Here is a 25,479-nt window from a genome sequence, read left to right as displayed (position 1 = left end):
CTCTCGCGGTAGTCGAGAACCTCATGTAGGCAATTGCTCTCCCCTGATGCGTCAGCCCATTTCTTCATCATCCGGCTAACAGGATGCTGAAAAAGACCGCCAGCGGCGTTCTCGCTTCACAAAGAGGCTCAACGTACCACAAGGGTACGCCTCGCCTATTTGCTCGCTGCGGCCTTGCTAGACGGCCTTTTTGAGCCTCCTGAGACTATTGAGGTCTCTATGCCATATGAAGCATTTCAGCCATATTCTTCTCTTTCACCGAGTTTTTCGCAGCCGGCTACAGCTTCTTCGCGAATCGTTCCGCGTAGCCCGTCAGCTCCATGTACCCCTGGCCCTTGATCGGCTTTCCCTGTGAGGTGCCGGTGGTCTCGATGGCACCCTCCCAATAGGTCACTTGCGTGCTGCGCGTGGTGGAGAGCTCCTGCCCTGCCATGAGGGGAGCGAGTTCCAGCGAGAGTTGCTGCGAGGGAATAGTCAGGCGCCAACGCTGCGGATAGCGGGCCTTGCTCGTTGGACTGGTCCAATAACTCAACGGTTCGAGAGTGAAATCTCCGATCGACAGATGGTGCCCGCGTCCCTCTCGGTCGATGAGGGTCCCGCTTGAGACAGGATCGGCCGATCCATCGGCCCGGCGGAGTCGATAGAGCATCAGTTCTATTTGGTCGTCGAGTTGCAGGCTGAACCAGTCCCATCCGGCCAGACTCTTGTCGAGATCGGCGGAGCCGAACTCATGGTCCATCCAGCTCGTGCCGGTCACGTCGAACGATTCGGTGCCGATCGTGAGCTGACCGGTCGTGGCCAGTCTGGTGAAGGAATAGTAATGGGAGGCTTGGCCCGCAGCCGAGCCTTTGCGGCTGATCCCATCGGAGCCATGCACGACAAGTGGTTTTTCTTGCGAAACCGTGAGCTGGAGCGCCAGGTCCTCATTCGCAGCCCGGAGGGTCTGGGTGCTTGGCATGGTAGCTGACGATTCGGCGCCCCAGCGATCGACCCAGACATGGAGCCGATCATGATCCGCACCGGCCTTGCCCAAGCCGGCCCGGCTGATTTTCTCCGCATAGTGAAAACGGCCCTTACTGAGATCGCTCACGGCAAAATGGGCCAGGTACAGTTGGGTGACGGCCCACTGCGACGGGAGGGTCTTCACGTGCTCGTGCATCATGCCCCGGCGGAAGAAGGTGAGTTGATAACCGAACGACCGGCCGTTTTTCGCTGTGAGTTGGCCAGTGTAGTACCACCATTCAGTGCGAAAGGCCTCATGCGCGCCGTGATCGCGCGGGAAGGAATAGCGATAGCCTCCCGTGGCGATGGTGAATTCCTCCGCGGTATCGTTCGCGAGCCCCGGCAGGACCATGAGCAGACTGCTTGCCAGGAGCAGAATAGGTCGAAGGTGACGCCGCAATTCGTGCATGGGTGACGGAGGCTCCGTGAGGTGATGGAATCGTCGATCGCGCTTATAACATGCTTCGACAGGTGGCACAAATCTCCTGTATTGATGAGGGTTTCCGGCAATTCACCGGGTAGAATATACCCCGCGCTCGCCGTTGACAATTTTGTCAACCATCAGCTATCGTGAGTGATGCAGACCGATCACGAGCGAGAGCCGCAGGGACGTGACCAGGGCGACATTGTGCCGCCGTTTTCCATTCCTGCACGGATTCCGGTGTTCCCGCTTCCGAACGTCGTGCTCTTCCCCAAGACCTATCTCCCCCTGCATATCTTCGAGCCCCGTTACCGCGCCATGGTCTCAGAGGCAGCGAGCAGCGGACAATGTATCGGTATGGCCCTGCTCAAAGAGGGATGGGAAACGGACTACTATGGTCATCCGCCCGTGTTCCCGATGGGCTGCGTCGGTCGATTGGTGAGCGTGCAACCGCTGGCCGACGGTCGATCCAACATCCTCCTGCAAGGGCTGGAACGGTTTGAGATCGAGAGCGAGTGGCACGACAAGCCCTATCGCGAGGCGACGATTGCCGTTAGGCCACGAGGCGCAGCGACGGTGCTCGATCCGGCGGTCCGCCAACGCCTCTGTACTCTCCTGGAGTCCTATCTCCGGTCCCACGACGATATGCCGACCTGGCAGGAGTTTTTTCACAAAGAAGTCAGCGACGAGATTTTCGTCAACACCTTGTCCACCTACTTGGAGTGTACGCCCTTGGAAAAGCAGTTTCTGTTGGAGGCAGACAGTCTCCATCAACAAGCCCGCCGTCTTAGCGACCTTATCGAGTTCATGATGCAGGACCAGTCCGGTGCGAAGGGCTGGGGCTGATGGATCGCGCAATTGCTATTGAGGTTTCCCGGCTTACCAAAACCTATGATGGCGGCCATGTCGCCGTTGCCGATTTGTCGTTTCAGGTCTATGAAGGCGAGATCTTCGGCCTCCTCGGACCGAACGGAGCGGGGAAAAGCACCACGCTCCGGACGCTCATCACGTTGCTGACGCCGACGTCCGGATCCGCCAGCATTTTAGGCCACGATACGGTGCGCGACGCGGACGTCGTCCGGCAACTGATCGGCTATGTGCCGCAGGAACGGGCCATCGATCGCTTCCTTACCGGGCGGGAGCATCTCGAACTCCTCGGCGCGCTCTACCATTTGTCGAAGGCGGAAGCCGCGAAGCGCATCGCCGAGCTGCTGAAGCTCGTGGAATTGGAAGAGGCGGCCGATCGTCCGGCGAAAACCTATTCCGGGGGCATGAAGCGGAAGCTCGACATTGCCTGTGGCCTCTTGCCGAATCCTAAGATCCTGTTCCTCGACGAGCCGACCCTGGGCCTGGATGTGCAGAGCCGCCTCCGCATTTGGGACTATGTGCGGATGTTGAAGGGGCGCGGTATGACGATCGTGATGACGACGAACTATTTGGACGAAGCGGACCAGCTCTGTGATCGCCTGGCTATCATTGATGGCGGGAAGATCAAGACGCTCGGCTCGCCGACCGAGCTGAAGGTCGGACTGGGCGGCGATATCGTGTCGTTGACCTTGAAGGACCAGAGCAAGATCCCTGTGTTGGTGTCTGCGTTAACGGGACAACCCGCGATGCGCGCGGTCAAGGCCACGCCGGCCGGCCTGGATATCCGGGTCGATTCGCCGGAGAAGGCCCTGTCCGCGATCCTCGAGTCCGCCAATCGACTGGATTGTCGCCTAGAGTTTATCGAATACCACCGGCCGCGGCTGGACGACGTGTTCATCGCCCATACGGGGCGGTCCATGACCGAATCGGTTCAAGACATTCAGACAGGATCATAAGGAGATACGGTGGCCCAGTATTGGCAAGAAATTCATGCGTTGACGATGCGGTGGGTCCGGCGGCTCAGCCGCGAGAAATTCAGCATGCTGTTTACGCTCGTGCAGCCGATGCTGTTTTGGCTGATCTTCTTCGGCAATTTGTTTCAGAAGGCCGCGGATGTGCAAGTGACGCAGGCCCCGAACTACATCAACTTTCTGACGGCTGGCGTGGTCGTCATGACGGTGCTGAACAACGGGCTCGCCGGCGGCGTCGATCTGTTATTCGATAAAGAGAACGGGTTCCTGGAACGGTTGATGACCACGCCGATCCACCGGAGCTCGGTGATCCTGAGCCGTTTTATCTTCGTGATGACGATTACCTCGCTCCAAGTGCTTGTGATCCTCGGGGTGGCCTTCCTGTTCGGCGTCCAGCCTGCGACGGGGCTCCTGGGCGTTGCGGCGATCTTGCTGATCGGGATGCTCTTCGGCGTCGGGCTCACGGCGATTTCTATGGCCATGGCCTTTTCTGTGAAAAGCCACGGCGACTTCTTTTCGGTTCTGGGCTTCCTGTCGCTGCCGATGATTTTCTTGAGCTCGGCCCTGGTGCCCTTGGCGGGGATGCCGGCCTGGATGGGATTTTTAGCGCGGTTCAATCCGATGACCTGGGCGATCGATGCGGTGCGGCCGCTGATCCTCTCCGGCTGGACTGAGGCCCTGCCTCACGTCGCGATGGTCGTGGTCGTCATGATAATTTTCGACGCCATCTGTCTCTATGGGAGCGCCAAAGCGTTCCGTCGGGCGATGGGCTAATGGGCGGGCTGTTCGGGAGTCCCACCATGCTGGTCAACGAGAGCCAAATTCGGGCCTTGATCCGGCTGCTGTCCGATGAAGACGAGCGGATCGTCCGGACCATCAGCGGTAAACTCATCGACATCGGTCCCTCTGCCGTACCCCTCCTGCAAGAAGCGGAAATCGAACAGCCGGAAATGGCCGATCGTCTGCTGTCAGTGCTGGAGGAAATCCGCGGCGGCAATCTCGAGGATGAACTGACGCAGCTGGCGGCCTTGCCGGATGGGTCGATGGATCTCGAACAGGGCGCCTTTCTGGTCGCCCGCTACGCCTATCCCGCCCTCACGGTTTCCTCCTATGCCAGACAGCTGGATGAGATGGCGCAGGAAGTACAGGACCGGCTCGGTTCGCGGGCATCAGGCGAGGAAACGATCAAGACGTTGAATCGGTACCTCTTTACGGAGCAGGGCTTCAAGGGCAACACGAAGAACTACTACGAGTTGGAGAATAGCTACCTCAACTGCGTGATCGACCGCCGGACTGGCATTCCCATCAGCCTCTCGACTCTGTACCTCCTCATCGGGAAGCGGATGGGGCTTCCGGTGCATGGGATCGGGATGCCGGGTCATTTTTTGGTGAAGTACGAATCGGACCGGTACAAGGTCTTCGTCGATTGTTTCAACGGCGGAGCCTTGCTGACCGAGAAGAACTGCCAGCGGTTTCTCACGGAAGCCGGCTATGGATTCGACGAGAAGTATCTGCAGCACAGTCCCGTGCGCGCCATTCTCTCCCGCATGATCAAGAACCTCCTGGCCATCTATACCAAGCTCGATGAGCCCCTCAAGAAAGCCCGCCTGACGAAATTCATCGAGATCCTGGGTGGCGGCGAGAAAGAGGGTGGACTCTAATACGTTAGATGTGAAACGTCAGACGTAAAATGTTTTTGAGGGACAGGACTCAGCAATCCAGCGTTTCACTTCTCACGTTTCACGGTTCTTTAGAGCTTGATCGTCATCAAGTCCTTCCCTGCCACGATCTTCCCCCCGAACGCTTCTCCCGCTTGTTCCCTTACATTGTATCGGTCAGCAATCGGATGGAAATGCGAGAGGACGAGGCGCGTGACGCCCGCTTCTTTCGCCACTAATCCACATTCCCCCGCGTGGAGATGTCCGAGCCCAGGCTTATTGGCGGGGAACGAGCAATCGAGCAGGGCCAGGTTGGCGTCGCCGCAGAGGCGGACGAGGTTTTCGCAATATTGCGCGTCTCCCGAATAGGCCAGGGCCTTGTTGCCATATTCAATTCGATAACCGACAGAGTGCAGGCGGGGACTGTGGACGACCGTCCTGGGGCAAATCTTGGTGCGGCCGATCATGAAGGGCCGGTCCGATACCTCTTTGTAACGCACCGCGAACCGGGCCTTGTTGAATCCCGGCAGGGTCTGTATCAACGTGCGAAACAGCTCCTTGGTGCCGCGTGGCCCGATCAGGGTCAGGTCCGGTCTGGTCCCGATGTGATTCGAATAGAAGACCGCATCGAAGAAAAATGGGATGAAGTCGGCGAAGTGGTCGGCATGGTAATGGGAAAAGAGGATATGGGTAATGCTGTGGCGATCCACGCCGGCCTTCAGCAGATTCATCAAGGTGCGGGGCCCGAAGTCGAGCAGGAGTGGCTGGTCGGTGCGCAGAAAATAGCCGGAGGCGGCGCGGGTCTGGTGGATGTTCGTGCCGGATCCGAGAATCGTTAGACGCATAGAATTCCGTTGCATGAGGCCAGTCGCACGAATTGATTGCGGACGTAGGCCATGCGGGAGAATAGGCTGCATAGGAATATGCGTCAAGGGGTGGGAGGGGAGCAGCCGGACCATCCTTTTTGCTCGCAGAACGCGCACGATAAAGCTGTGCTCGTCCGATGCGCGCAGTAAAGGACGGTCCGGCTGCTCCCCTTAGGATAAAGTGTAGAGAAACGGAAGAATATCGTTCGACGCGCGCAATCGAGGATCGACCAGGCCGCCCTTGCGGCGGAAGGAGAACGAACTTGTCGCTCTGGCATTTTCGGTCTCTTATGTCTCTTTCTTTCTCTCTCAGGAATGGGGGCTGTTGATTTCCTATTGCGCGCGTCCAACGAGGGCCTTCTGAGGCCGCGCGTTGCGCGAGCACAGGAGATCAACAGCCTCCATTCCGCTCCTTGTCTGGACTATACTGTGTCCTATGCCGCTTCGCCCTAAATTGTCTTTTGCCGAGTCGCTTACCAGTGACCAGCGCCAGATTTTCTACGAGGGCCATCGGTTCCTTGCGATTCTGATGATCCTGATCGTGCTTCTCTTCCCGTTCGCCGGGCTCTATGTGACCGGGTTGCTCGGGGCGGCGCTTGGCATTGTACTGTCCGTGGCAGGCTATTACCTGATTCCCTATGTCTGGCTCACAGTTTGCCGATGACGGCGCTGCCAGTTCCAGCCCATAATCTTCGTTGCGAGGGGCCTTGGCGACTCCTCTCCTCGGCCAGGTCTCTCGGGAGGCCTATATTGTAAGACATTGATTGTATTCAAATATTCATTCTTCTTTCGGGGGAATGTTCATGATATGATTTGCGGGCTGCTTTCTTGGTCGCCATGGGCTCTCCCCTGGTGCAAGAAAGACGGGGAGGTGATGTGGCCATCACCTCCCCATTTTTTTGCCTGCGGTCTTCTTTTGTTCGTGACCGTCGCCTGCCTCACATCTCTTCCTGCTTCGTCAGACTTTTCATCGGCACAGAGTTCTAAGTATTCGCGTCGACGGCAGAACCGGTTTGATCCAGGCACACGAGCTCCTCTCATACCGAGGAAGGTCCGGTCTTGGACGAAGTCACTCTTCTGTGACGAATGTTCTGTCGGATAGTTGAGCGTAGGGGACGCTCTGCGGAAAAATCTTTCGAGTGGTCAGCTATGCGTGAGATGCGGATCGGATCTGAGAGATATCGAGGAGGAGAGAAGTGAGGAGGCGACGTGGCCGCCGCCCCCTCAATCGCACTACTTCTTCTTCTTCGCCGCTTTCTTCGCGGGCTTCTTTGCTGCTTTCTTCGTTGCCATCTGAACTCCACCCCCCTTCGGTGTAAAAATGTTGAACAGTGTGTGATTGGTATATCAGAGTTTGAGCGGCGAGTAAAATTTTCTCTTCAAGTTTTTTCAGGTAGGAGAGAGGGGGGGAAGGGGGCGCGTGACGCGTCAGACGTAAAACGTGAGGACGAGGATGGTCGGTCTGGTCGGTGAGACCTGAGAAACGACGAGAAGAACGAGAGAGACCGGAGCGCCGAGCTCCTGCCGCTCCTCCGTTGACGGGGCAACGGTTGCCTCCCTATGATGCAGATCCTATGCGACGAAACGAATCAGGACGGACCAATCCGACCGCCCTCGTGGTCCTCATCGGATTGATCATCACCTGCGTCTGGGTCTGGAAGCGTCTACCGCTGGAGACCCAGGAATATGTGATCGATCAAGCCATTCCCATGGCATTTGCCGGGTTGGTGGTTGTGGCCGGCCTGTGGATGCTGGCTCAGGCGATCAAGCGCCGTCTGGCGAAACGGCGCGATCGGGCGACGCTCTTAGCCTTGTTCGAACAGGCGAAGGGGCGGGACAAGAAACTGGAGATCGCCTTTGCGCTGATCGAAGTGAATGAGTACCAAGCCAAAGGGTTGGAGCCTGTGATCCCCGCATTGCGCGATCTTTTTGCCACGACCTTGCAGCGGGCGCTAGATGACAAGCAGCACCGGATTCGCGGGATGGCCGCCAGCCATCTGGGCGTCTTGAACGATAAGACCGTCGTCCCCATGTTGTTAAAGGCGCTGGAGGACGACCATGCCTATGTGCGTTCTAGTGCGGCTTTAGGGTTGGGGCGGCTGCGTGCTAGTGAGGCGAAGGAAAAGCTGACGGTGGTCATGAAAGATGATTGGGATCAAACGGTCAGGAGCCGATCGCGGGAGGCGCTGGAGCGGATCAAGTAGTCAGGGGTCGGTCCGGCTGTTCTTCGTGGACCCATTCGATGCAGGCGATCTCCGGTGCGCAGTTCCACCGCAAGGGAAGAAACGACCAGCCGAGCCCGCGATTGACATAGAGCCGGCGGCCCGGCTCTCCGTGATGTCCATCGATCCGTCCGCCGCAGCCTGGCGGGAGCCAGACCGTTGGCACGCCGGGGATACGGCATTGGCCTCCGTGGCTATGGCCGCAAAGGATCAGATCGACGGCATGGTGGTTTTCCAACTGATCGAGGATGTTCGGCGCATGGGCCAGTAAGAGGGTGAAGCGGTTTTCAGCGCGCGGGGGCAGACAGCTCAAGTCGGCCCGATGCAGCGAGGGATCGTCGACGCCGACGATGGCGATCTCACCATCGTCTGTTTGAATAAAGGTGGCCTGATTGATCAAGAGGGTGATCTTGTGGCGGTCGGCGAGTTCGGCGTAGTGATCGATCGGCACGCCGCTGTAGTGGTCATGGTTGCCCAGGGTGATGAAGACTGGCGCGACCTCGCGCAGGCCGGCGAGAAAGCGAAACATATGGGGCAGTCCCTCCGGCACGTTGAGCAGGTCGCCGGTGATGAAGATCCAGTCGGGGCGGAGTTCGCCGACGGCTGCGACGATGAGATCGTGGCGCGGCTGATAGTGGTCGAGATGTAGATCGGTCAGATGGACGGCCCGCTTGCCGGCTAAGGGGCTATGTACATAGGTGAGCCGGGAAACGTCATGCCCGGACAGTCCGATTCCCCAGTGGGGCACGAGACTAAAGAGCCGATAGAGGGGCTTACTCAGAGAATGTCCGATGAAGGCACGGACACGATCGGCCCAGGGCCGTTGGCGGGGTCTCATCCCATCACCCTATTTAGTTCGGCGCGATCGGAGGGGGTGACGCGATAGCCCCGTTCATAGAGGTCGCTCATGCCCTGCATCAAGGCATCCATATTGCGGCTGCGGTACCAGCTGTTGAAGCGCTCCATAAGTGATGCAACCTGTGTCTGGGCCAGGTCCCTCTCATCGTAAGGGAGGGCGAGGGTCCGGAAGAGATCTTGAAGTTCCGTGTGACTATAGATCGCATCGTCATTCCTGTCTGCGACCAGGGCGAATTCGTAGAAGGTCAGACTGACGGAGAGCAACGATTGGGTCTTGGAAAAATCGTCTCGCGCTTCGTCCATCCCGCCTGGATAGGCGCGGGGACAATCCACTTCTGTCTGGGATGCGGCTTGCCAGCTGATTCCCTGTGCAGTGGGGGGCGGTGGTGTTTTCGCTTTGTGATAAAACCAGGCCATGCAGCTGCTCGCTTGCGCAAAGGCCTGTTTGTCTTTATGGATCTGCTGGCCGATGTGGCGGGTAAACCGTTCAAAGATCCGGTTCTCTTTGCTCGACGAGTCGCATGGGAAGAGCGCTAGCAGTAGAAGGGTGACGATGAGCCCTGCCGTCAGCGGCCGAGCGGCAATCCGTTGGATCAGTCGAGGATGATTTGCTGGACTGGTTGTGATGTTGGAGGCTGGGCGAACAGACATAGGGACAGTATACCATGCGAGTCTCCTCACTCCTCATCGGGGTTGATCGAGGGGTAAGGGGGATCGCGCGCGAATGAAGAAGGGGCTTGTGACACCATGACCATGCCATTTTTGACCGCAGAACTGCCGGGCATCGGCGGACAGATGCGGACGCTTCCGGAAGACTTTCAGGTCGAGGAACGACCGCTCTATCTTCCTTGCGGCGAGGGGGAGCATCTCTACCTCAAGATCAGAAAACGTCTCCTGTCGACGCCGGATCTCGTCCTGCGACTCTCTTCGACTTTGGGGGTGAAAGCGCAAGCGATTGGTGTGGCCGGCCTCAAAGACGCGAGGGCCGTGACCACGCAGATGATCTCGCTGCTGGGGATCACGCCTGACCGGTTGGATCGATTGAAAGTGGATGAACAACTCCTATCGGTGGAGGTGCTGGGCCTGCATCGCAATCGGTTGCGGACGGGACATCATGCGGGCAATCATTTTCGATTGGTGATCAGGGATGTCGCCCTGCATGCCCGCGAGACGGTGCCCCAGGCCTTGAACCTCTTGGTGCGACGGGGTGTGCCGAACTATTTCGGTCCGCAACGGCAGGGACGGAGCGGGTTGAACTACCAGACGGGAGCCGAATTACTGGTGGACCCAGTCCGTCGCAACAAGCTGAGCCGGTCCAAGCGCATGTGGTACCTCAATGCCTATCAGTCGCACTTCTTCAATGCCATGCTGGCCAGGCGGCTGGATCGGATCGATCGCATCCTAGTGGGAGACTGGGCCATGAAGATGGAAAATGGCGCCTGTTTTCTGGTGGAGGATGCCACGATTGAACAACATCGGGCCGATCAGTTCGAGATCAGTCCTACCGGTATTTTGTTCGGATCGCGGGTGTCGTGGGCCGGAGGAGAACAGGGCGAGATCGAACGAGCCGTGGTCGCTGAGAGCGGGGCCACACCTGAGAGTCTTACGGAAGCGGCGAAGGCCTGCGGGTTTCGCGGTGAGCGGCGTTCGCTCCGAACGTCCCTGGCCGATTTGGACTGGAGCTTGGACGGTACTGTGCTCACGCTTTCTTTTTCGCTTCCCCCTGGCGCCTATGCAACGAATATACTCCGTGAACTCATGAAGACCGAGTGATTGGCTGCTGAAAATGCCCGCTAGCTTCGTTCTCGGTTCGCAATCATCCTCAACGTACCCCAAGGGTACGCCTCCGGTGCTTGCTCGCCTACGGCCTTGCTATCGGGCATTTTCAGCAGCCTGCGGGACTTGCTACACCTTGAGGACGTGATGTAGTGCTCTGTAAGTTTTCGGCGCGCGGTACGAGGTAAGATGGCGCTCAAGAACATCGAAGTTGTCATTCATAGGTGTTATCATTACGTGGCACGGGGCATTGGATTTCGGCGACGAACTGCGTGCCTCTAGTCTTTAGCCTCTTGCCTTTAGCCCTGAGTGGTGTTGAATGATGCAAAACCAAGAAACCGTCGTGCTGCAGGGGCACATCATCGATTCGCTGATCCTGGCGAAGGTCCTGGATACGATCCTGATGTTGGGCGGGACCTTCGACCTTCAGGACGTACAGATCGGCAAGACCCGCGAGGAGCCGTCGCGCGCGCGAATCATCGTGTGGGCCTCGTCCGCAAAGCTGCTCAGTGAGATTCTCCATGCCATTCAACCCCACGGCGCGTCGGTCGAGAGTGAACGGGATTGCCGGCTGACTGAAGCACCGGCGGACGGCATCTTTCCTGACGAGTTCTACGCGACCACCCATTTATCCACCCAGGTGCGAGTGCGCGACCAGTGGGTGGAGGTGGAGGGGATCGAGATGGACCTGGGTATTCGCGTGGATCGGGCTCGTCTGACTGCGCGGACTGTTCCGATGGGAGAGGTGAAGCGTGGAGATCTGATTGTGACCGGTCGTGAGGGTGTGCGAGTGATCCCGCTGCAACGGCCGCGCGACCGAGATGTGTTCAGTTTCATGGAATCGCAGGTCTCGGCTGAGCGTCCCCACGGGCATATTATCGGTGACATCGCCAAGCGTCTGGTGCAGTTGCGAGCAGGGTTCCGGGAGGGGAAAGCCGGCAGTAAGGTGCTGCTGGCGGGAGGCCCGGCGATTGTTCACGCCGGCGGGCGAGAGGCGCTAACGTGGCTCATCGATGAAGAATTCATCCAAGTCTTGTTCTGCGGGAATGCCCTGCCCGCTCATGATATGGAAGTCGATCTCTATGGCACGTCCCTTGGCTATGGCCATGTGGCTGGTCGTGTCGTGCCGCATGGGCATGAACACCACCTGCGAACCATTAATCGGATCAGGGCCATCGGCAGCATCGAGGCAGCGGTGAGGTCGGGAGTCGTCAAGACAGGCATTATGGCTGCCTGCGTCAGGCGTGGGGCCCAGGTCGTTATGGCCGGCACGATTCGCGATGACGGTCCGTTGCCCGGCGTGATTACGGATTCGGTCGAAGCTCAAGCCGCCATGCGCGCCGCAATTCCTGGTATTGGACTGGCTTTGCTCGTTGCTTCGACGCTGCACGCGGTGGCGACGGGCAATCTGTTGCCTGCCACGGTCCCATCGGTCTGTGTTGATGTGAATCCGGCCGTCCCGACGAAACTCGCGGATCGAGGGAGTTTTCAGGCTGTGGGGCTGGTCATGGACGCCGCGTCGTTCTTACGCGAACTGGCGCGTGAGCTTGCAGGATGCTGAAAAAGTCCGCCAGCTTCGTTCTCGCTTCGCTCAGAGGCTCAACGTACCTCAAAGGTACGCCTCGCCTCTTCGCTCGCTGCGGCCTTGCTGGACGGCCATTTTGAGCATCCTGCTATTATTTTCCCCCCAGCATCATACGGGATATTCCATCCGGGTTTGCGTATGTGCTCAGTTTTTACAGTCTGCAAGGTAGAGGTTATGAGTCGCTTGTTGGTTTGTCCGCCGGACTATTTCGGGATCGAATACGAGATCAACCCCTGGATGCGCCGTTCGAACGCCGTCGATTCAGGCCAGGCCGTTCGCCAGTGGCATCACCTCATGCAGGTGCTGGAGCAGGAAGTGGGCGCGCGGCTGGAACGGATGCAGCCGATTCCTGGTCTGCCGGATCTGGTCTTCACGGCTAATGCCGGGGTCGTGATGGGTCGCAAAGCGGTGCCGAGCCGTTTTCGTTATGCCGAACGGCAGAAGGAAGAGGCGTACTTCGAGGATTGGTTTCGTACGCACGGTTACGATGTCCTGACGTTGGAGAAGGGGCTGGTCTTTGAAGGGGCGGGTGACCTCCTTGGCTTTCCCGATGGCTGGTTTGGCGGCTACAGACAGAGGTCGGATATCCGGGCGTTCTCGATCATCAGCGAGTGGTTCACCAGAGAGATTCTTCCGCTCGAGCTGGTGGACAGCCGGTTCTATCACCTCGATACCTGTTTCTGCCCTTTAAGTGGTGGCGAGCTGCTGTATTATCCCGCTGCGTTCGATCGGTATGGGCGAGCGGCGATTGCCGAGCGGATTGCGCCGGAGCGGAGGCTGGCAATTCCAGAAGATGAGGCGCTGAAGTTTGCCTGCAATGCCGTCTGTGTCGGGCAACATGTTACGTTGCCGACAGGTTGTCCTCATACTGAGCAGCTCCTCGATGCGCGTGGCTACCGCCTCCATCCCGTCCCCCTCGACGAGTTCATGAAGTCGGGTGGATCGGCGAAGTGTCTGACGCTGGCCCTCGATTGATCTCCGCGGCTTCTGAAAATGCCCGCTAGCTGCATTTTCGGTTCGCAATCATCCTCAACGTACCCCAAGGGTACGCCTCCGGTGCTTGCTCGCCTGCGGCCTTGCTATCGGACATTTTGAGCAGCCTGCGAATGCAGAGTCAGGAGAAAAAGAGCACGCTTGTCGATTTAGAGTTTGCTTCGAAAGAAGAACGAGCCATAGAGGCCGGCGATGGCGATGGTGACGAGCTCAATCGTGAGCAGCAATCGGCTAACGATGGCTTCTGCTGTGGGTGGCGCGAGGACGAAATGCATGCCGAGAAACTCAGGCGGTTGTGAGGGCGGCGCTTCCCAGGGTGGGAAGAGGATGGCGAGGCACAGGGCCACCACCATGCCGTAAATACATTGGAGATTCAGCTGGTCCGTTTGTGGTTCGGCTGGCGCCGTTGGCGGCGGAGAGGGCTCAACGTGGTCTGCATGAAGCCGTTGGCCGCATTGGGTGCAGTAGCGACTGATCTCCGGAAGTTCGCGTCGACAGGATGGGCAAATCTTCATACGTGGGGCTAGGCTACACGGAACCATCGCACTTTGCTAGTAGACTTCAGTGTTGCCTGGTCTGACGGGCTTTCATTGACAGAGGAAAGAAGGGCTTCCTATAATCCGCGCGCCAGATGATTGATTCAGAAATCCTGGTCGGAACTCATTCTTTTTTTTAATGATGCAGACTGTCAATCGTATCGGGGTGATCGGCGCCGGCGCCTGGGGCACGGCCCTCGCCAAACATATGGCGGGAAAAGGACTTCATGTCAGGCTCTGGGCCTATGAGCAGGACGTGGTCGATGCGATCAATCAGACGCACGAGAATCGGGTCTTCCTGCCTGGTGTGATCTTGCCTCCCTCGCTCAGCGCGACCGATTCCCTGGCGCAGGTCGTGAGCGATTGCGATGGCCTCCTCTTTGTCGTACCGTCGCATGTGGCCCGGCTCGTCCTCCAGCAGCTTGCTCCCCTCTTGCCCCTTTCTCTGCCCGTGATCAGCGCGACGAAGGGGATCGAAGAAGAGACGTTCAAATTGATGACGCAAGTGATGGAGGATGTCCTTCCCACGACGTTGCACTCGAAGCTGATGGTCTTGTCCGGGCCGAGCTTTGCGGCAGAGGTGAGCCAGGGCCAACCTACAGCTCTTTGTCTCGCAGGGCTGGAGGCGCCGCTGGTCAGCGCCTTTCAGGCGGCCTTGATGACGCCGGCGCTACGAGTGTATGCGGATAGCGATATGATCGGCGTCCAACTGGGCGGGGCCTTGAAGAACGTGATGGCCTTGGCTGCCGGGGTCGTCGATGGACTCGGTCTCGGCCACAATGCGCGAGCCGCTTTGATTACGAGGGGACTGGCGGAAATCGTCCGGCTCGGACATGCGATGGGCGCCGATGCGCGAACGTTCTACGGACTTTCCGGCGTGGGCGATCTCGTCCTCACCTGTACCGGGACCTTGAGCCGAAATCATACAGTCGGTATGAGGCTGGGGAAAGGCGAAAAGCTGGAGGCCATCCTCGGCAGTATGAAGGCGGTGGCCGAAGGGGTGCGGACTGCCAAGGCTGCGTCCGGGTTGGCCCAGCGCCATGGAGTCGAGATGCCGATCGTCCGTGAGATCAACGAAGTGTTGTTCGAAGGAAAATCCTGCCGCCAGGCTGTGACCGATCTGATGGAACGTGATGCGAAGCCGGAGAAGGGGCAGGCATGAACCAGAAGTCGCTTGAACGACTGTTGACCAAGGTGCAAGCCGGCACTCTGCCAGTGGCAACGGCGCTCGATCAGCTCCGCACCTTGCCCTATGAAGATCTGGGATTCGCGTCGCTGGATCACCATCGGTCGATACGGCAGGGATTCCCCGAAGTCATTTTCTGCGAGGGGAAGACGACGGCTCAGATTCGCGCCATTGCCAAGGCCCTGTTGAAACATCATCGTCCCCTCTTGGCCACGCGCGCGACTCGCCAGGTGGCGACATTGATCAAACGGCTGGATAAGCGAGCGGTCTATCATGACGAGGCTCGCATCGTGTCGATTCGCGACCCCAAGCAGCGGCTCCAGGGCCATGTCCTGGTGATTACAGCCGGCACGTCGGACATTCCTGTCGCGGAAGAAGCGAGAGTGACGGCGGAGGTGATGGGGAGCAAGGTTGAAACGCTCTATGACGTGGGGGTGGCAGGGATTCATCGGCTGCTGGAGCGTCAGGGCCGGTTGATGCAGGCCCGGGTCGTCGTGGTGGTGGCAGGGATGGATGGAGTCTTGCCCAGCGTGGTCGGAGGATTGGCGCCCTGCCCGGTCGTGGCTGTGCCGACGAGCCGAGGCTATGGCGCGAGTTTCGGCGGACTTGCGGCTCTATTGACGATGTTGAATTCCTGCGCGGCGGGAGTCGGAGTGATGAATATCGATAATGGATTCGGGGCAGGCTGTCTGGCGCACCGGATCAACCTATTGGGAGAGCCGACAGCTGTCAGCCCTCAGCGATCAGCAAAGCCGAAGAGCAGCAAGAATGTGAGAGCTGAGAGCTGAGAGCTGTCGGCTATTTGACTTCGATCGTTCCGCGTTTTGGCCAGCCAACCATTTGAGTTCTGGGGCCCTTCTCGCCGTTCGCCAGCAACTTGGGCCGCACTTCGAAGTGATAGAGGCCTGCTCCCGCCGTGACTTTCTTCTGGTCCAGCCCGTCCCAGGTCAGCACGACAGACACTTGCGGAGGCGCGCCGCCGTCGGTTGCGGCTGCGTGCGGCTCCAGCGCTGTGCGAGCCGTGAGAAACCGGAGCGAATTTTTCGAGGGCGAGGTAATGAAAGAGGAGACTTCCAGCAGCGTGGCGCCGTTCAGCTCTTTGGGGAGTTGGATCAAGACGGAAAACTGCAAGGAGCCGGACGCAGTCGTATAGGGGTTGGGGGAGACTTTCAGGTCGAGGATCCTGAGCTCCGGCTCATGGCGTGGGCCCTGATGGGGTTTCGATTTTGCCGAGGCGACAGCCGGGATCCAGAGGAGCAGCGTCGCGCAGAGCAGTAATCGGGAGGCGCGACCGGTCCATGATCCGAGTACTGTCGAGGAGGGCCTATTGAAGGGCTGAAAGATGGTCATAGGGTTCTGTGCGGCAAGGATCTATTGTTGTGACGCGCCCGGTCGGTGGGCCAATGCAGTGGGGATAACACAGCGTTGGGAGGCTGTCAACGCTTGGACTGAGTTGATTGCCGTTCGTACGCGCCTTGGGTAAGATGGCGTTGGTTGAATCGGGCAGAGAAAGGACGCACGTGGGTTCGCATCTTCATTTTGATTGTTATTCCGGCATCAGCGGCGATATGACCCTCGGCGCGCTCGTGGATGTGGGCGTGCCGTTTTCCGATTTGGTAAACGGGCTGAAGCAGCTTCGGCTTTCAGGGGTGACGCTCCGGAAGCGGCGGGTGCAGCGAGGGGCGATCCATGCCACGAAAGTGGATGTGGTGATTGCGACAGGATTGCGCAAGCCCCTTTCGCTTCGCCGGATCCATGCGATCCTCTCTGCGAGCCGGCTCTCGGACAAGATCAAGCAGCAAAGCCGGTCCGTATTCGATCTCTTGGCAGAGGCGGAAGGGCATGCCCATCGTGTGGCCAAGGACCATGTGCATTTCCATGAAGTGGGCGTGCTGGATTCGTTTGTCGATATCGTAGGCGGCCTGATTGGCTGCGACTTGTTGGGTGTGACTCGTGTGACGGCCTCTCCGGTCAATGTCGGAACCGGGACATTGCAATCGGCGCATGGGATCTTGCCCGCGCCCGGTCCGGCAGTGGCCATTTTAGCCAAAGGGATTCCGATTTACAGTGCGGGCCCTGCCAGGGAGCTGACGACGCCGACCGGCATGGCGCTGTTGCGTATTCTGACCTCGGAGTTCGGTCCTATGCCGGTGATGACGCCGACGGCCATTGGGTATGGAGCGGGCGATGCCAATCCCGAGGGCTGGCCGAATGCCTTGCGGGTGTTTCTGGCGCGACCGTCATCCAAGGGGCTGCGCGAGCAGGATACGGTGCTGCAGGTCGAAACCAATCTTGACGATGTGAACCCGCAGATCTATGAGCATGTGATGGAGCAGTTGTTGTCCCGCGGGGCGCTGGATGTGACCCTCGCGCCGGTCATTATGAAGCGGGGCAGGCCCGGCGTTGTGCTGACCTGTCTGGTGGCCCAGGCCCAGCTGGATCAGGTATTGGATGTGGTGTTTCAGGAAACGACGGCATTGGGAATCCGGGTCTGTGAGGTCATGCGGCAGATCCTCCCCCGGCGATTCATGTCAGTGAAGGTCCCTGGAGGAGTCGTGCGCATGAAGATTGCCGATGTGGACGACAGAACGAGTAAGGCGGCCCCGGAATATCTTGATTGCAAGCGGATTGCCGAACGAACGGGCCGTCCCGTGAAGACTGTGCTCGACGATGCGGCCCGTGCCTACGCCAACCGGCGGGTGGGCAAAGCGACGGGCCGGCCATGACAGTTCTACTCTACAGCCTCCTGTTTCTCGTCTCCGTCGCGGTGACCTTGGGCGCCTGCACGCTGTTCACCAATGCCATTGAGTGGCTGGGCAAGCGATTCAATCTGTCCGAAGGCGCGGTTGGCGGTGTGTTGGCCGCCATCGGCACCACGCTGCCAGAAACGTCGATTCCGATCATCGCCATTTTCTTCGGGGCCAGCCGGGCCGAAGCGGAGGTGGGGTTGGGGGCGATCCTCGGCGCGCCTTTTATGTTGAGCACCTTGGTGATTCCCATTTTGGCCATCCTGCTGGTGGTCTATGCCAGACTGGGGAAGCGAACGGCTGCGTTCCGATTGAACTATCCCGATGTGACGAGCGACCTTTCATTTTTCGTAGTGGCCTACAGCGTCGCACTGGCTTGCGTGTTTATTCCCTCCAAGCTGGTGCATATTCTGGCCGCTGTCGGGTTGGTCAGCCTCTATCTCTATTACGTCAAACTGAAGTTTAGCGAGGTGGCCGAGGAGGAGGGGGGCGAGGGTAGCGCACTGGAGCCTCTGTTCTTTGCTAGAAAGGCAGCAGTCCCGTCGTTCGGATTCATCGGTCTTCAAGCGGCTCTTGGCTTGGCCGGTCTTGCGCTCGGCGCGCACCTCTTTGTGCTCGCCGCAGAAACTATTGCCGAGGCCCTGTCGATTTCTCCCTTGATCCTGGCCCTGCTCGTAGCGCCGTTGGCGACCGAGTTGCCGGAGATGTCGAACAGTTTTCTCTGGCTCTACCGGAAGAAAGATCGTTTAGCGGTGGGGAATGTCACAGGCGCGATGGTCTTTCAGGGGACGATCCCTGTTTCAATCGGTCTATTAGGCACGGATTGGGCTCTGGCCCCGACTGCATTGATCACCATGGTGCTGGCCGTGGTGGCGAGTACCTTCTTGTTGGCGCAGGCTGCGTGGAGCGGTCTCTGGCGGCCCTGGCTGCTGGGCGGGAGTTCTCTTTTGTATATCGGGTATGTGTTGTATCTGTACTGGCTGTAGATCCGTGATGGGTGATGTGGGATGAGCGCGAAGACGAAAGAGAAGCCGCTTCTCGGTATCACGATGGGAGATCCGGCTGGGATCGGCCCTGAGGTGATTGCGAAGGCCTTGGCCGGGACGAAAGTGCGACGGCTCTGCCGTCCGCTGGTCATCGGCTCCTTTTCTGTGATGCAGCAGACGGTGAAGAGTCTGAAGCTGAAGATGGAAGTGGTGCGAGTGGAGGGGCATGAAGCGGTGTTTCCGCGGTCGAATCAGCTCGCGGTGCTGGACCCGCTTGATCGTCCCCTTGGGCGGTTTACAAGGGGAGTCGCCGCTTCTGTGACCGGGGCCGCCTCTGTCCTATTTATCAAGAAAGCGGTGGAGCTCTCGCAGCTCGGCTGTATCGACGGCATGGTCACGGCCCCGATCAATAAAGAAGCGATCAAGATGGCGGGCTGCCATTTCCCCGGTCATACGGAACTGCTGGCAGATCTGACCAAGACGCAGGACTCCGGCATGATGATCGTCGGAGGCCCGCTCCGGATCATGTTCGTGACGACTCATGTTGCGATCAAAGACTTGTCCTCGCTCCTCACGCAGGCCAAGATCGAAAAAGCCATCAGGCTGGCCCATGTGGCGTTGCGTGACCTGTTCGGGATCAAGAAGCCGAGAGTCGGTGTCGCGGCGTTGAATCCCCATGCGGGAGAACATGGCCTATTCGGGGACGAAGAGGAGCGGATCATTCTTCCTGCGGCCCGCGCGGCGCAGGCCCAGGGCATTCGTGCCAGCGATCCCTTGCCGGCCGATACTCTGTTTGGCAAGGCCGCCAGGGGCGATTACGACGGGGTGGTGGCCCTCTATCACGATCAGGGGTTGATTCCCTTGAAGCTGGTCGCGTTCGGCACCTGCGTGAATTTGACGGTGGGGTTGCCGATCATCCGGACCTCGGTCGATCACGGGACGGCGTTTGATATCGTAGGGAAAGGCATCGCAGATCCTGGTAGTCTGGTCGAGGCGATCACGCTGGCCGCCACGCTTGCCAAGGGTCGATCGGCAGTGAGGTCCGTCTCGTTACGGAAGAAGGGGGCCAGATGACAGACGATATGAAGCGAGGGCTTGCGCTGGTGCAGCAGCAGTTGAAAGAGTTGGATGCGATTTTCACGGATACGATGGAGACGCTCAATACCGTGGCAGGGGCTGAACGATTGGCAAAATGGAAAACCAGGACGGTGGCGCTGCTCACGGAGTCCCTGGGCCAGAAGGAAGGGCAGAAGTTTGCCTCCCTGCAGCCGGGGCCTTCGTTCACGAACGATCTGGTGGAAGAGTTCACCGACCTCATCGACTATTTCAAAACACCCCTGGTGGATCTGTCGAAGCAACTGGCGCAAGCCGCGCCTCGTCCATCCGGCGGGAATTAACTGGTGTCGATTCCTGATCTCCCTCCACCGATCAAGCGGCTCGGCCAAAACTTTCTCATCGATCCCAACATCGTGCGTAAAATCGTCGCCTTGGCGGAGCTGGGCCCCAGCGACCATGTGCTGGAAATTGGCCCAGGCCGCGGCATCCTGACGGAGGCGCTGAGCCAGGCGGCCGGCCATGTGACGGCGATCGAATTGGATCCACGGCTCCATGCCTATCTTGAGACCAGGCAGGCGGAGCTTCCCAATGTGGAGTTGGTCTGCGCGGACGCGCTGGCCTATCCGGTCGAACAGCTCCCGGCAGGGACGATCGTCGTCGCCAATCTGCCGTACTACATTTCGACCCCTCTACTCTTTCGCTTGCTCGACCAGCGGGGACGGTTTCCCCGGATGGTGCTCATGCTGCAATCAGAAGTGGCAGATCGATTGGTGGCCAAGCCTGGCGGATCCGACTATGGGGTCCTTTCCGTGATGGCGCAGTATGCAGCCGACATCACGAAATCGTTTCGCGTCTCAGCCCAATGTTTCCGCCCCAGGCCGGAGGTCGTCTCAGCAGTGGTGCTGCTGCGCGCGAAAGAGGACCGGAGGCTCAGCCAGGAGGCAGAAGTCGCGTTTCGTGCCCTCGTGAAGGCGGCCTTTGCGCATCGAAGGAAAACGCTGATCAATTCCTTGCGGGACGAAGGCTATGAGCTGACCCGTATCACCGAGGCCTTGCAGCGATTGGAGATTGTTCCGACCCGCCGGGCCGAGACCCTGTCGGTCGAAGACTTCCTCCGGCTGGCTGCGGTGTTTGGCTGAGGGGCTGCGGGAGCCTCCTGGGGGCGCTTTCTGCCGGTCTTCGTTTGAAATGACTGATTCCCTGTGCTAGCATCGCGATCATGGCTGTTACCACCTCGGCCAAGCGGGGCGAAGCCCGCCGCGCCGCCTCTCCCCCGTCACACATCAAGCGAGAAGTGATCGGAGTCGCCCTGATCGCGTTGAGCCTGCTCACGCTTCTCAGCCTCGTATCCTTCGTACCCCATGAATTAAAATCAGTGGCAGCCGCTTCGGCCCCTGCGCGGAACCTGATCGGATCGGTCGGGGATTTCTTTGCGTCGACGCTTTTCTCGTTGATTGGTGGCGCAGCCTATTTCTTTCCCCTTCTACTTGGCTTAATGGGTGTCCGTTGTTTCACCCAGAGCGCCCTGTCGATTCGGCTGCGGAACGCCGGCGCGTCGCTGGCGGCGCTCCTGTTTCTCAGCGGTTTTCTCCATCTTGAAATCACGGCGGTGCCGACCCTCTCAAGCGGTTTCATTTATCGCGGCATGGCGGGAGGCCTCTTCGGACAAGTGCTGGCCGAGGGCCTGCGAGCCTATTTCGCCAGTACCGGCGCCCATATTCTGATCATGGCGGGTCTGTTAATCTCGCTGCTCTTCACGACACCGATTTCTCTGTCGGAGATTGTCTTGAAGCTCCCAGTCTGGGGCAGCGCGTTGTTTACGCGGGTGCGCGGGTGGATTCCGGAACGGTCGGTGGTAGAGCCGGTCCCTGAGTCTCCCAAGAAAGCGAAACAGAAGTCGTCGAAATCCATTCGCGCGGTCATCGAGGAGACGTTGCCTGAAGCGGCAGCGGAACAGGAATTCGATTGGCCGGTCATTCAGCCGTCGCGGCAACCGACGCCTGAACCAGTGGAGACGAGCGAGGCGGAGCTCGATCATCCGGTCTTTGTCTCCCAGGCGAAGGCGGGGGACTATACCCTGCCGGATCCGGTGCTGCTCTTGAGCGATCCCTCCGCTCCCCTGGGTCGTGTCACGGAGGAGGAAATCAAGGCGCAATCCGATGTGTTGACTCGCGCCCTGCTGAGTTTTGGCATTGCGGGAAAAGTGACGGAGGTTCGTCCCGGACCGGTCGTGACGATGTATGAGTTCGAGCCGGCGGCTGGCACCAAAGTCGCGCGCATTGTGAATCTGGCCGACGACCTGGCCTTGGCCTTGAAGGCGGTCAGTCTCCGAATCGTCGCGCCGGTGCCGGGGAAATCGGTGGTCGGGATCGAGGTGCCGAACCTCTATCGCGAAATGGTGTCGATGAAAGAAGTGGTGACGAGTGAGGCCTTCTCACGCGCCAAATCGAAGCTTAGTTTGGCTCTGGGAAAAGATATTTTCGGCGCCCCTTTGATTGCCGACTTGAAAACGATGCCGCACTTGTTGGTTGCTGGCGCTACGGGAGCAGGGAAAAGCGTCGGTCTCAATACGATGCTCCTGAGTCTGCTGTTTTCCGCCAGGCCTGATGAGGTCAAGCTGCTGCTGATCGATCCCAAGCGATTGGAGTTCCAGACCTACGACGGCATTCCGCACCTGTTACGTCCGGTCATCACCGATCCCAAGTCGGCGGCGCGCGGACTCAGTTGGGTCGTGGCGGAAATGGAGCGGCGCTATCAGTTGCTGTCCGAGGCAGGGGTGCGGAACATCGATGCCTACAATCGAAAGGTCGCAGGGACGCAGGGGGTGTTGGAGACGGAGTCGGCGGCCAAGGCTGACCAGCCGGAATTGCCCATTCAGTTTCTGTCCGAGGAAGAGCGGCTCTCTGCCGGAGAGACGGCCCTTCCTGAAGGGAGTCCCGGATCGTTCATGCCGCCGAAGACTCCGCCGGAGCCCTTGCCCTATATCGTCGTGATGATCGATGAGCTGGCGGATTTGATGATGGTGGCGCCGAAGGAAGTGGAAGACAAGATTGCGCGGTTGGCGCAGATGGCCCGTGCCTCCGGCATCCATCTCGTGCTGGCGACGCAGCGCCCGTCGGTCGATGTGCTGACCGGTTTGATTAAAGCGAACTTTCCTGCCCGCATTGCCTTTCAGGTCTCGTCAAAGACGGATTCACGCACTATTCTGGATGCCAACGGTGCGGAAGCGCTCCTGGGCCGCGGCGATATGCTCTATATGGCTTCGGGAACCGGACGTCTTATGAGAGGGCACGGGTCATTTGTGTCGGATGAGGATGTCCGGCGCGTGGTGGAGTTCGTGAAGGATCAGGCCAAGCCTGCCTATAATCAAGAGTTACAGATCGCGCTGAAACAGGAAGATGCGAAAGAGGAAGAGGCGCTGGATGAAGTATACGAGCAGGCCAAAGAATTGGTTCTGTCGACCGGCCAGGCTTCCGCGTCGCTGATTCAGCGACGGTTGCGGGTGGGCTATCCTCGCGCGGCCAGGATGATCGAGCAAATGGAGACAGACGGCATCGTGGGCGCGGCTGGCCGCGATGGGCGGAGAGAGGTTGTGGGGCGGCGTGGGCCGGTGGGAGCAGAGGAAGAGGCATGAGATGGTATGGGGTGGTGAGGTTAGGGCTTGTATGCGTTTGCCTGGGAGCTCTCTTGCCAGTGCCGTTCGTTGGCGCTGAGGAGAGTGATGCGGTCGCGCTGAAGGAAGTGCGGGAGGTGGTCAAGCAGCTCCAGGCACGCTATGAAAAGACCAAGGATCTTCAGGCGGACTTTACGCAGAAGACCAGGATTGAGGGATTCGATCGGCCTATCACTTCTTCGGGGAAGGTCTCGATCAAAAAACCTGGCCGGTTGCGGTGGAGTTATCTCGATCCGTCGATCGAGGACATTTACGTCAATCATGATGATGTCAAAGTGTATGTGCCGGAGCACAAGCAGGTCTTGGTGGGCAAGCTGACACAGATGGCTGCCTCGAAGGCTCCATTGGAACTTTTGCTCGGGGCTGCGAAGTTGGAGCAGTCGTTCCGCATTGAGCCGACGCCGGGGAATGGTCGTGGTGCGGGAGGACTCAGGCTGCTCACCCTTCTGCCGAAGTCTCAAGAGGGCGAGGCGGGACGATCGGTGCAACGGATCGTGCTGGAAGTGTTTCCCAAGACCTATTTCATCCGGACGGTCACGTTGTATGAAATGAGCGGCAATGTGGCGAGCTTTGAGTTTGCGTCGCTCCAGTCCAACGTGGGGCTTGGCGATGCATTCTTCGAGTTGAAGTTGCCGGCCGATGTGGAAGTGGTGAAAGCTCCCGTATTCAGCGTCCCCCAGTAAGGCCTGCGGGATGGATCAGAGGCCGTGAACGGGACGAGTGAGGAACAGGTGAATCCAATGTCTTTAATTGAAGCAGTCGATGAAGCAGTCAAACGGTTGGATGTCGACCGGCTCTCCTCCGAGTATTGGGACCAGAACGAGTTTCTGTTCATTCCGCAGTTTCTTCCCCGGTTGGTAGTGGAAGAGTATCTCGTTCCGCAGGCGCAGGGGGTGAAGGGCGAGCTGAATCGCAACTACATTCCCGGCCACAAAAAAGGCGGGAGTGTGAGCTACTACACGGTGATGGAGAAGGCCCCGCGTTTTCTCGATCTGTATCGCTCCGAGGCCTTCATCGAGTTCTTGAGCCGTCTGGTGAAAACCAAGTTGAACCTCTGTCCCGAGAGCGATCCCCATTCCTGCGCGCTCTATTACTACACGGAGCCGGGTGACCATATCGGGTTTCACTACGATACCTCCTACTACAAGGGGGCTCGCTATACCATTTTGATGGGACTCGTCGATCAGTCGACGCAATGCAAGCTGGTCTGTGAGCTCTTTAAGGATGATCCGGTCAAATCACCGAAACATCTTGAGCTGATCACTCATCCAGGCGATCTCGTGATCTTCAATGGAGATAAGCTCTGGCATGCGGTGACTCCACTCGGCGAGGGGGAAGAACGCATCGCCCTCACGATGGAATATGTGACCAATCCGGACATGGGAATTTTCAAGCGGCTGTACTCCAACCTCAAAGACTCCTTTGCCTATTTCGGCCTCCGCACGGTTTTCAAACGGGCTCTGACAGCTTCCAAGCGACCGCACTCGTAACAAGTTCTGAAAAGTCCGCCAGCCAGGAAGCCCTGAATGGTGAGCGATGAACGAGGAAGCTGATTCTCATGTCAGCGTTCCGAGTTGATCGCTCAGAGCTCAGCTCAAGTCCCGCCATGTTCAACACCCTGCTAGTTGTCGGACGGCGATGGAGGCCGGCTCATTTCAACGGCTCGTCGTAGAACTGTGCGTAGCTCATCTCGATTATAGGGTTTGGTGAGGTAGGAGAACGCGCCTCTGGACAAAGACTTTGCTCGGTAGTCCTGCGAGGTAAAAGCGGTGAGAATAATCACGGGGAGTGAGGGGGCAAAAGCCTGGATGGTCTCAAGCACGGAGAGCCCATCTCCATCGGGGAGCCCAATATCGAGTAAGACTGCGGCAAATTTGACTGTTCTCACTTGGGCCAGCGCATCGCGGCACGTTGACACTGCGGTCACGAGAAATCCGTCATGTTCGAGGAGGTCATGTAGCGCAGTTAAAATGTCGGGATCGTCATCGACGAGGAGGATAGCCGGACGGCCAGTCTGGATGTTCATCTGCCTCTCTTCTAGGAATAGAGCGTCCTGGAGGTTCTTGGCCTAAAGCT

General features: G+C 58.7%; 26 protein-coding genes. 19 read left to right on the top strand and 7 right to left on the bottom strand.

Annotated elements, in window-relative coordinates; genetic code table 11:
- Nucleotides 1-277 precede the first annotated feature (277 nt).
- The gene (locus NT179_06890) at nucleotides 278-1,354 is read right to left on the bottom strand and encodes a carotenoid 1,2-hydratase (GenBank protein ID MCX5721743.1); all 1,077 of its coding nucleotides are present in this window, start codon (nucleotides 1,352-1,354) and stop codon (nucleotides 278-280) included.
- A 225-nt stretch (nucleotides 1,355-1,579) separates the two neighbouring features.
- Here NT179_06890 and NT179_06885 point away from each other — a divergent pair, with 225 nt between their 5' ends.
- The 4 genes from NT179_06885 to NT179_06870 are packed head-to-tail and all read left to right on the top strand — an operon-like array spanning nucleotide 1,580 to nucleotide 4,922.
- On the top strand, nucleotides 1,580-2,269 hold the full coding sequence (locus tag NT179_06885; protein MCX5721742.1) for an LON peptidase substrate-binding domain-containing protein: 690 nt from the start codon (nucleotides 1,580-1,582) through the stop codon (nucleotides 2,267-2,269).
- A complete protein-coding gene (locus NT179_06880; protein MCX5721741.1) occupies nucleotides 2,269-3,246 on the top strand; it encodes an ATP-binding cassette domain-containing protein in 978 nt (325 codons plus the stop codon). Before NT179_06885 ends, NT179_06880 begins: the two co-directional genes overlap by 1 nt.
- A 9-nt stretch (nucleotides 3,247-3,255) precedes the next feature.
- Nucleotides 3,256-4,035 carry an ABC transporter permease gene (locus NT179_06875; GenBank protein ID MCX5721740.1) on the top strand — a complete coding sequence of 260 codons (780 nt, stop codon included), beginning with the start codon at nucleotides 3,256-3,258 and terminating at the stop codon, nucleotides 4,033-4,035.
- A 26-nt stretch (nucleotides 4,036-4,061) separates the two neighbouring features.
- On the top strand, nucleotides 4,062-4,922 hold the full coding sequence (locus NT179_06870) for a transglutaminase-like domain-containing protein (GenBank protein ID MCX5721739.1): 861 nt from the start codon (nucleotides 4,062-4,064) through the stop codon (nucleotides 4,920-4,922).
- An 89-nt stretch (nucleotides 4,923-5,011) separates the two neighbouring features.
- On the opposite strand, the gene NT179_06865 is transcribed toward NT179_06870, so the two are convergent.
- Nucleotides 5,012-5,764 carry an MBL fold metallo-hydrolase gene (locus NT179_06865; GenBank protein MCX5721738.1) on the bottom strand — a complete coding sequence of 251 codons (753 nt, stop codon included), beginning with the start codon at nucleotides 5,762-5,764 and terminating at the stop codon, nucleotides 5,012-5,014.
- A gap of 457 nt (nucleotides 5,765-6,221) precedes the next feature.
- Here NT179_06865 and NT179_06860 point away from each other — a divergent pair, with 457 nt between their 5' ends.
- Together NT179_06860 and NT179_06855 are read left to right on the top strand one after the other, a co-directional pair.
- Nucleotides 6,222-6,449, top strand: coding sequence for a hypothetical protein (locus NT179_06860; protein MCX5721737.1), 228 nt, complete (start codon nucleotides 6,222-6,224; stop codon nucleotides 6,447-6,449).
- 910 nt (nucleotides 6,450-7,359) lie between these two features.
- Nucleotides 7,360-7,989 carry a HEAT repeat domain-containing protein gene (locus NT179_06855; GenBank protein MCX5721736.1) on the top strand — a complete coding sequence of 210 codons (630 nt, stop codon included), beginning with the start codon at nucleotides 7,360-7,362 and terminating at the stop codon, nucleotides 7,987-7,989.
- On the opposite strand, the gene NT179_06850 is transcribed toward NT179_06855, so the two are convergent.
- Nucleotides 7,982-8,845, bottom strand: coding sequence for a metallophosphoesterase (locus NT179_06850; GenBank protein MCX5721735.1), 864 nt, complete (start codon nucleotides 8,843-8,845; stop codon nucleotides 7,982-7,984). The two genes, NT179_06855 and NT179_06850, sit on opposite strands and share 8 nt — an antisense overlap.
- Nucleotides 8,842-9,516 carry a hypothetical protein gene (locus NT179_06845; GenBank protein ID MCX5721734.1) on the bottom strand — a complete coding sequence of 225 codons (675 nt, stop codon included), beginning with the start codon at nucleotides 9,514-9,516 and terminating at the stop codon, nucleotides 8,842-8,844. Before NT179_06845 ends, NT179_06850 begins: the two co-directional genes overlap by 4 nt.
- A gap of 96 nt (nucleotides 9,517-9,612) precedes the next feature.
- Here NT179_06845 and NT179_06840 point away from each other — a divergent pair, with 96 nt between their 5' ends.
- The 3 genes from NT179_06840 (at nucleotide 9,613) to NT179_06830 (ending at nucleotide 13,201) form a co-directional block, all read left to right on the top strand.
- The gene (locus NT179_06840) at nucleotides 9,613-10,638 is read left to right on the top strand and encodes a tRNA pseudouridine(13) synthase TruD (protein ID MCX5721733.1); all 1,026 of its coding nucleotides are present in this window, start codon (nucleotides 9,613-9,615) and stop codon (nucleotides 10,636-10,638) included.
- A gap of 322 nt (nucleotides 10,639-10,960) precedes the next feature.
- Entirely contained in the window at nucleotides 10,961-12,202 is a 1,242-nt protein-coding gene (locus tag NT179_06835; protein MCX5721732.1) for a TIGR00300 family protein, read from the top strand.
- 198 nt (nucleotides 12,203-12,400) lie between these two features.
- Nucleotides 12,401-13,201 (top strand): arginine deiminase-related protein, encoded by an 801-nt coding sequence (locus NT179_06830; protein MCX5721731.1) that lies wholly within the window; start codon nucleotides 12,401-12,403, stop codon nucleotides 13,199-13,201.
- A 167-nt stretch (nucleotides 13,202-13,368) separates the two neighbouring features.
- Here the strand turns inward: NT179_06830 and NT179_06825 are convergent, their stop codons facing one another.
- Nucleotides 13,369-13,734: a hypothetical protein gene (locus NT179_06825; GenBank protein MCX5721730.1), complete on the bottom strand. Its 366-nt coding sequence runs from the start codon at nucleotides 13,732-13,734 to the stop codon at nucleotides 13,369-13,371.
- Nucleotides 13,735-13,897: 163 nt separating this feature from the next.
- Between NT179_06825 and NT179_06820 the strand changes: the two genes are divergently transcribed.
- Together NT179_06820 and larB are read left to right on the top strand one after the other, a co-directional pair.
- A complete protein-coding gene (locus NT179_06820; GenBank protein MCX5721729.1) occupies nucleotides 13,898-14,917 on the top strand; it encodes an NAD(P)-dependent glycerol-3-phosphate dehydrogenase in 1,020 nt (339 codons plus the stop codon).
- The gene (larB, locus tag NT179_06815; protein MCX5721728.1) at nucleotides 14,914-15,729 is read left to right on the top strand and encodes a nickel pincer cofactor biosynthesis protein LarB; all 816 of its coding nucleotides are present in this window, start codon (nucleotides 14,914-14,916) and stop codon (nucleotides 15,727-15,729) included. The genes NT179_06820 and larB overlap by 4 nt, the downstream gene beginning before the upstream one ends.
- Nucleotides 15,730-15,739: 10 nt before the next feature.
- On the opposite strand, the gene NT179_06810 is transcribed toward larB, so the two are convergent.
- A complete protein-coding gene (locus NT179_06810) occupies nucleotides 15,740-16,291 on the bottom strand; it encodes a hypothetical protein (protein ID MCX5721727.1) in 552 nt (183 codons plus the stop codon).
- A 170-nt stretch (nucleotides 16,292-16,461) separates the two neighbouring features.
- Here NT179_06810 and larC point away from each other — a divergent pair, with 170 nt between their 5' ends.
- The 8 genes from larC (at nucleotide 16,462) to NT179_06770 (ending at nucleotide 24,893) form a co-directional block, all read left to right on the top strand.
- Nucleotides 16,462-17,667 (top strand): nickel pincer cofactor biosynthesis protein LarC, encoded by a 1,206-nt coding sequence (larC, locus tag NT179_06805; GenBank protein ID MCX5721726.1) that lies wholly within the window; start codon nucleotides 16,462-16,464, stop codon nucleotides 17,665-17,667.
- The gene (locus NT179_06800; protein MCX5721725.1) at nucleotides 17,664-18,674 is read left to right on the top strand and encodes a sodium:calcium antiporter; all 1,011 of its coding nucleotides are present in this window, start codon (nucleotides 17,664-17,666) and stop codon (nucleotides 18,672-18,674) included. The genes larC and NT179_06800 overlap by 4 nt, the downstream gene beginning before the upstream one ends.
- A 21-nt stretch (nucleotides 18,675-18,695) precedes the next feature.
- Complete coding sequence (pdxA, locus tag NT179_06795) at nucleotides 18,696-19,748, top strand: 4-hydroxythreonine-4-phosphate dehydrogenase PdxA (GenBank protein MCX5721724.1); 1,053 nt, start codon at nucleotides 18,696-18,698, stop codon at nucleotides 19,746-19,748.
- On the top strand, nucleotides 19,745-20,071 hold the full coding sequence (locus tag NT179_06790; GenBank protein ID MCX5721723.1) for a hypothetical protein: 327 nt from the start codon (nucleotides 19,745-19,747) through the stop codon (nucleotides 20,069-20,071). Before pdxA ends, NT179_06790 begins: the two co-directional genes overlap by 4 nt.
- Nucleotides 20,072-20,074: 3 nt before the next feature.
- Entirely contained in the window at nucleotides 20,075-20,869 is a 795-nt protein-coding gene (gene rsmA, locus NT179_06785) for a 16S rRNA (adenine(1518)-N(6)/adenine(1519)-N(6))-dimethyltransferase RsmA (protein MCX5721722.1), read from the top strand.
- Between the two features lie 80 nt (nucleotides 20,870-20,949).
- Nucleotides 20,950-23,364, top strand: a complete 2,415-nt coding sequence (locus NT179_06780; protein MCX5721721.1) for a DNA translocase FtsK — start codon at nucleotides 20,950-20,952, stop codon at nucleotides 23,362-23,364.
- A 59-nt stretch (nucleotides 23,365-23,423) separates the two neighbouring features.
- Nucleotides 23,424-24,086 (top strand): outer membrane lipoprotein carrier protein LolA, encoded by a 663-nt coding sequence (locus NT179_06775; protein MCX5721720.1) that lies wholly within the window; start codon nucleotides 23,424-23,426, stop codon nucleotides 24,084-24,086.
- 57 nt (nucleotides 24,087-24,143) lie between these two features.
- Nucleotides 24,144-24,893: a 2OG-Fe(II) oxygenase gene (locus NT179_06770; GenBank protein MCX5721719.1), complete on the top strand. Its 750-nt coding sequence runs from the start codon at nucleotides 24,144-24,146 to the stop codon at nucleotides 24,891-24,893.
- 131 nt (nucleotides 24,894-25,024) lie between these two features.
- On the opposite strand, the gene NT179_06765 is transcribed toward NT179_06770, so the two are convergent.
- Nucleotides 25,025-25,429, bottom strand: coding sequence for a response regulator (locus NT179_06765; protein MCX5721718.1), 405 nt, complete (start codon nucleotides 25,427-25,429; stop codon nucleotides 25,025-25,027).
- Nucleotides 25,430-25,479: the final 50 nt, after the last annotated feature.

Source organism: Nitrospirota bacterium, from assembly GCA_026387665.1.
In the GTDB taxonomy this organism is placed as follows: domain Bacteria; phylum Nitrospirota; class Nitrospiria; order Nitrospirales; family Nitrospiraceae; genus Palsa-1315.
Note: the sequence above shows the minus strand (reverse complement) of the source record. Positions and strands in the feature narration are given on the sequence as shown.

What these genes read in the sequence shown, in the direction of transcription:
- NT179_06770 (MCX5721719.1), top strand. Translation starts at nt 24,144, where the DNA reads ATGTCTTTAATTGAAGCAGTCGATGAAGCAGTCAAACGGTTGGATGTC.
- NT179_06885 (MCX5721742.1), top strand. Translation starts at nt 1,580, where the DNA reads ATGCAGACCGATCACGAGCGAGAGCCGCAGGGACGTGACCAGGGCGAC.
- NT179_06780 (MCX5721721.1), top strand. Translation starts at nt 20,950, where the DNA reads ATGGCTGTTACCACCTCGGCCAAGCGGGGCGAAGCCCGCCGCGCCGCC.
- NT179_06890 (MCX5721743.1), bottom strand. Translation starts at nt 1,354, where the DNA reads ATGGTCCTGCCGGGGCTCGCGAACGATACCGCGGAGGAATTCACCATC.
- NT179_06820 (MCX5721729.1), top strand. Translation starts at nt 13,898, where the DNA reads ATGCAGACTGTCAATCGTATCGGGGTGATCGGCGCCGGCGCCTGGGGC.
- NT179_06880 (MCX5721741.1), top strand. Translation starts at nt 2,269, where the DNA reads ATGGATCGCGCAATTGCTATTGAGGTTTCCCGGCTTACCAAAACCTAT.
- NT179_06800 (MCX5721725.1), top strand. Translation starts at nt 17,664, where the DNA reads ATGACAGTTCTACTCTACAGCCTCCTGTTTCTCGTCTCCGTCGCGGTG.
- NT179_06840 (MCX5721733.1), top strand. Translation starts at nt 9,613, where the DNA reads ATGACCATGCCATTTTTGACCGCAGAACTGCCGGGCATCGGCGGACAG.
- NT179_06850 (MCX5721735.1), bottom strand. Translation starts at nt 8,845, where the DNA reads ATGAGACCCCGCCAACGGCCCTGGGCCGATCGTGTCCGTGCCTTCATC.
- NT179_06810 (MCX5721727.1), bottom strand. Translation starts at nt 16,291, where the DNA reads ATGACCATCTTTCAGCCCTTCAATAGGCCCTCCTCGACAGTACTCGGA.
- NT179_06765 (MCX5721718.1), bottom strand. Translation starts at nt 25,429, where the DNA reads ATGAACATCCAGACTGGCCGTCCGGCTATCCTCCTCGTCGATGACGAT.
- NT179_06835 (MCX5721732.1), top strand. Translation starts at nt 10,961, where the DNA reads ATGATGCAAAACCAAGAAACCGTCGTGCTGCAGGGGCACATCATCGAT.
- NT179_06870 (MCX5721739.1), top strand. Translation starts at nt 4,062, where the DNA reads ATGCTGGTCAACGAGAGCCAAATTCGGGCCTTGATCCGGCTGCTGTCC.
- NT179_06865 (MCX5721738.1), bottom strand. Translation starts at nt 5,764, where the DNA reads ATGCGTCTAACGATTCTCGGATCCGGCACGAACATCCACCAGACCCGC.
- larB (MCX5721728.1), top strand. Translation starts at nt 14,914, where the DNA reads ATGAACCAGAAGTCGCTTGAACGACTGTTGACCAAGGTGCAAGCCGGC.
- NT179_06825 (MCX5721730.1), bottom strand. Translation starts at nt 13,734, where the DNA reads ATGAAGATTTGCCCATCCTGTCGACGCGAACTTCCGGAGATCAGTCGC.
- NT179_06830 (MCX5721731.1), top strand. Translation starts at nt 12,401, where the DNA reads ATGAGTCGCTTGTTGGTTTGTCCGCCGGACTATTTCGGGATCGAATAC.
- NT179_06860 (MCX5721737.1), top strand. Translation starts at nt 6,222, where the DNA reads ATGCCGCTTCGCCCTAAATTGTCTTTTGCCGAGTCGCTTACCAGTGAC.
- NT179_06855 (MCX5721736.1), top strand. Translation starts at nt 7,360, where the DNA reads ATGCGACGAAACGAATCAGGACGGACCAATCCGACCGCCCTCGTGGTC.
- pdxA (MCX5721724.1), top strand. Translation starts at nt 18,696, where the DNA reads ATGAGCGCGAAGACGAAAGAGAAGCCGCTTCTCGGTATCACGATGGGA.
- NT179_06845 (MCX5721734.1), bottom strand. Translation starts at nt 9,516, where the DNA reads ATGTCTGTTCGCCCAGCCTCCAACATCACAACCAGTCCAGCAAATCAT.
- NT179_06790 (MCX5721723.1), top strand. Translation starts at nt 19,745, where the DNA reads ATGACAGACGATATGAAGCGAGGGCTTGCGCTGGTGCAGCAGCAGTTG.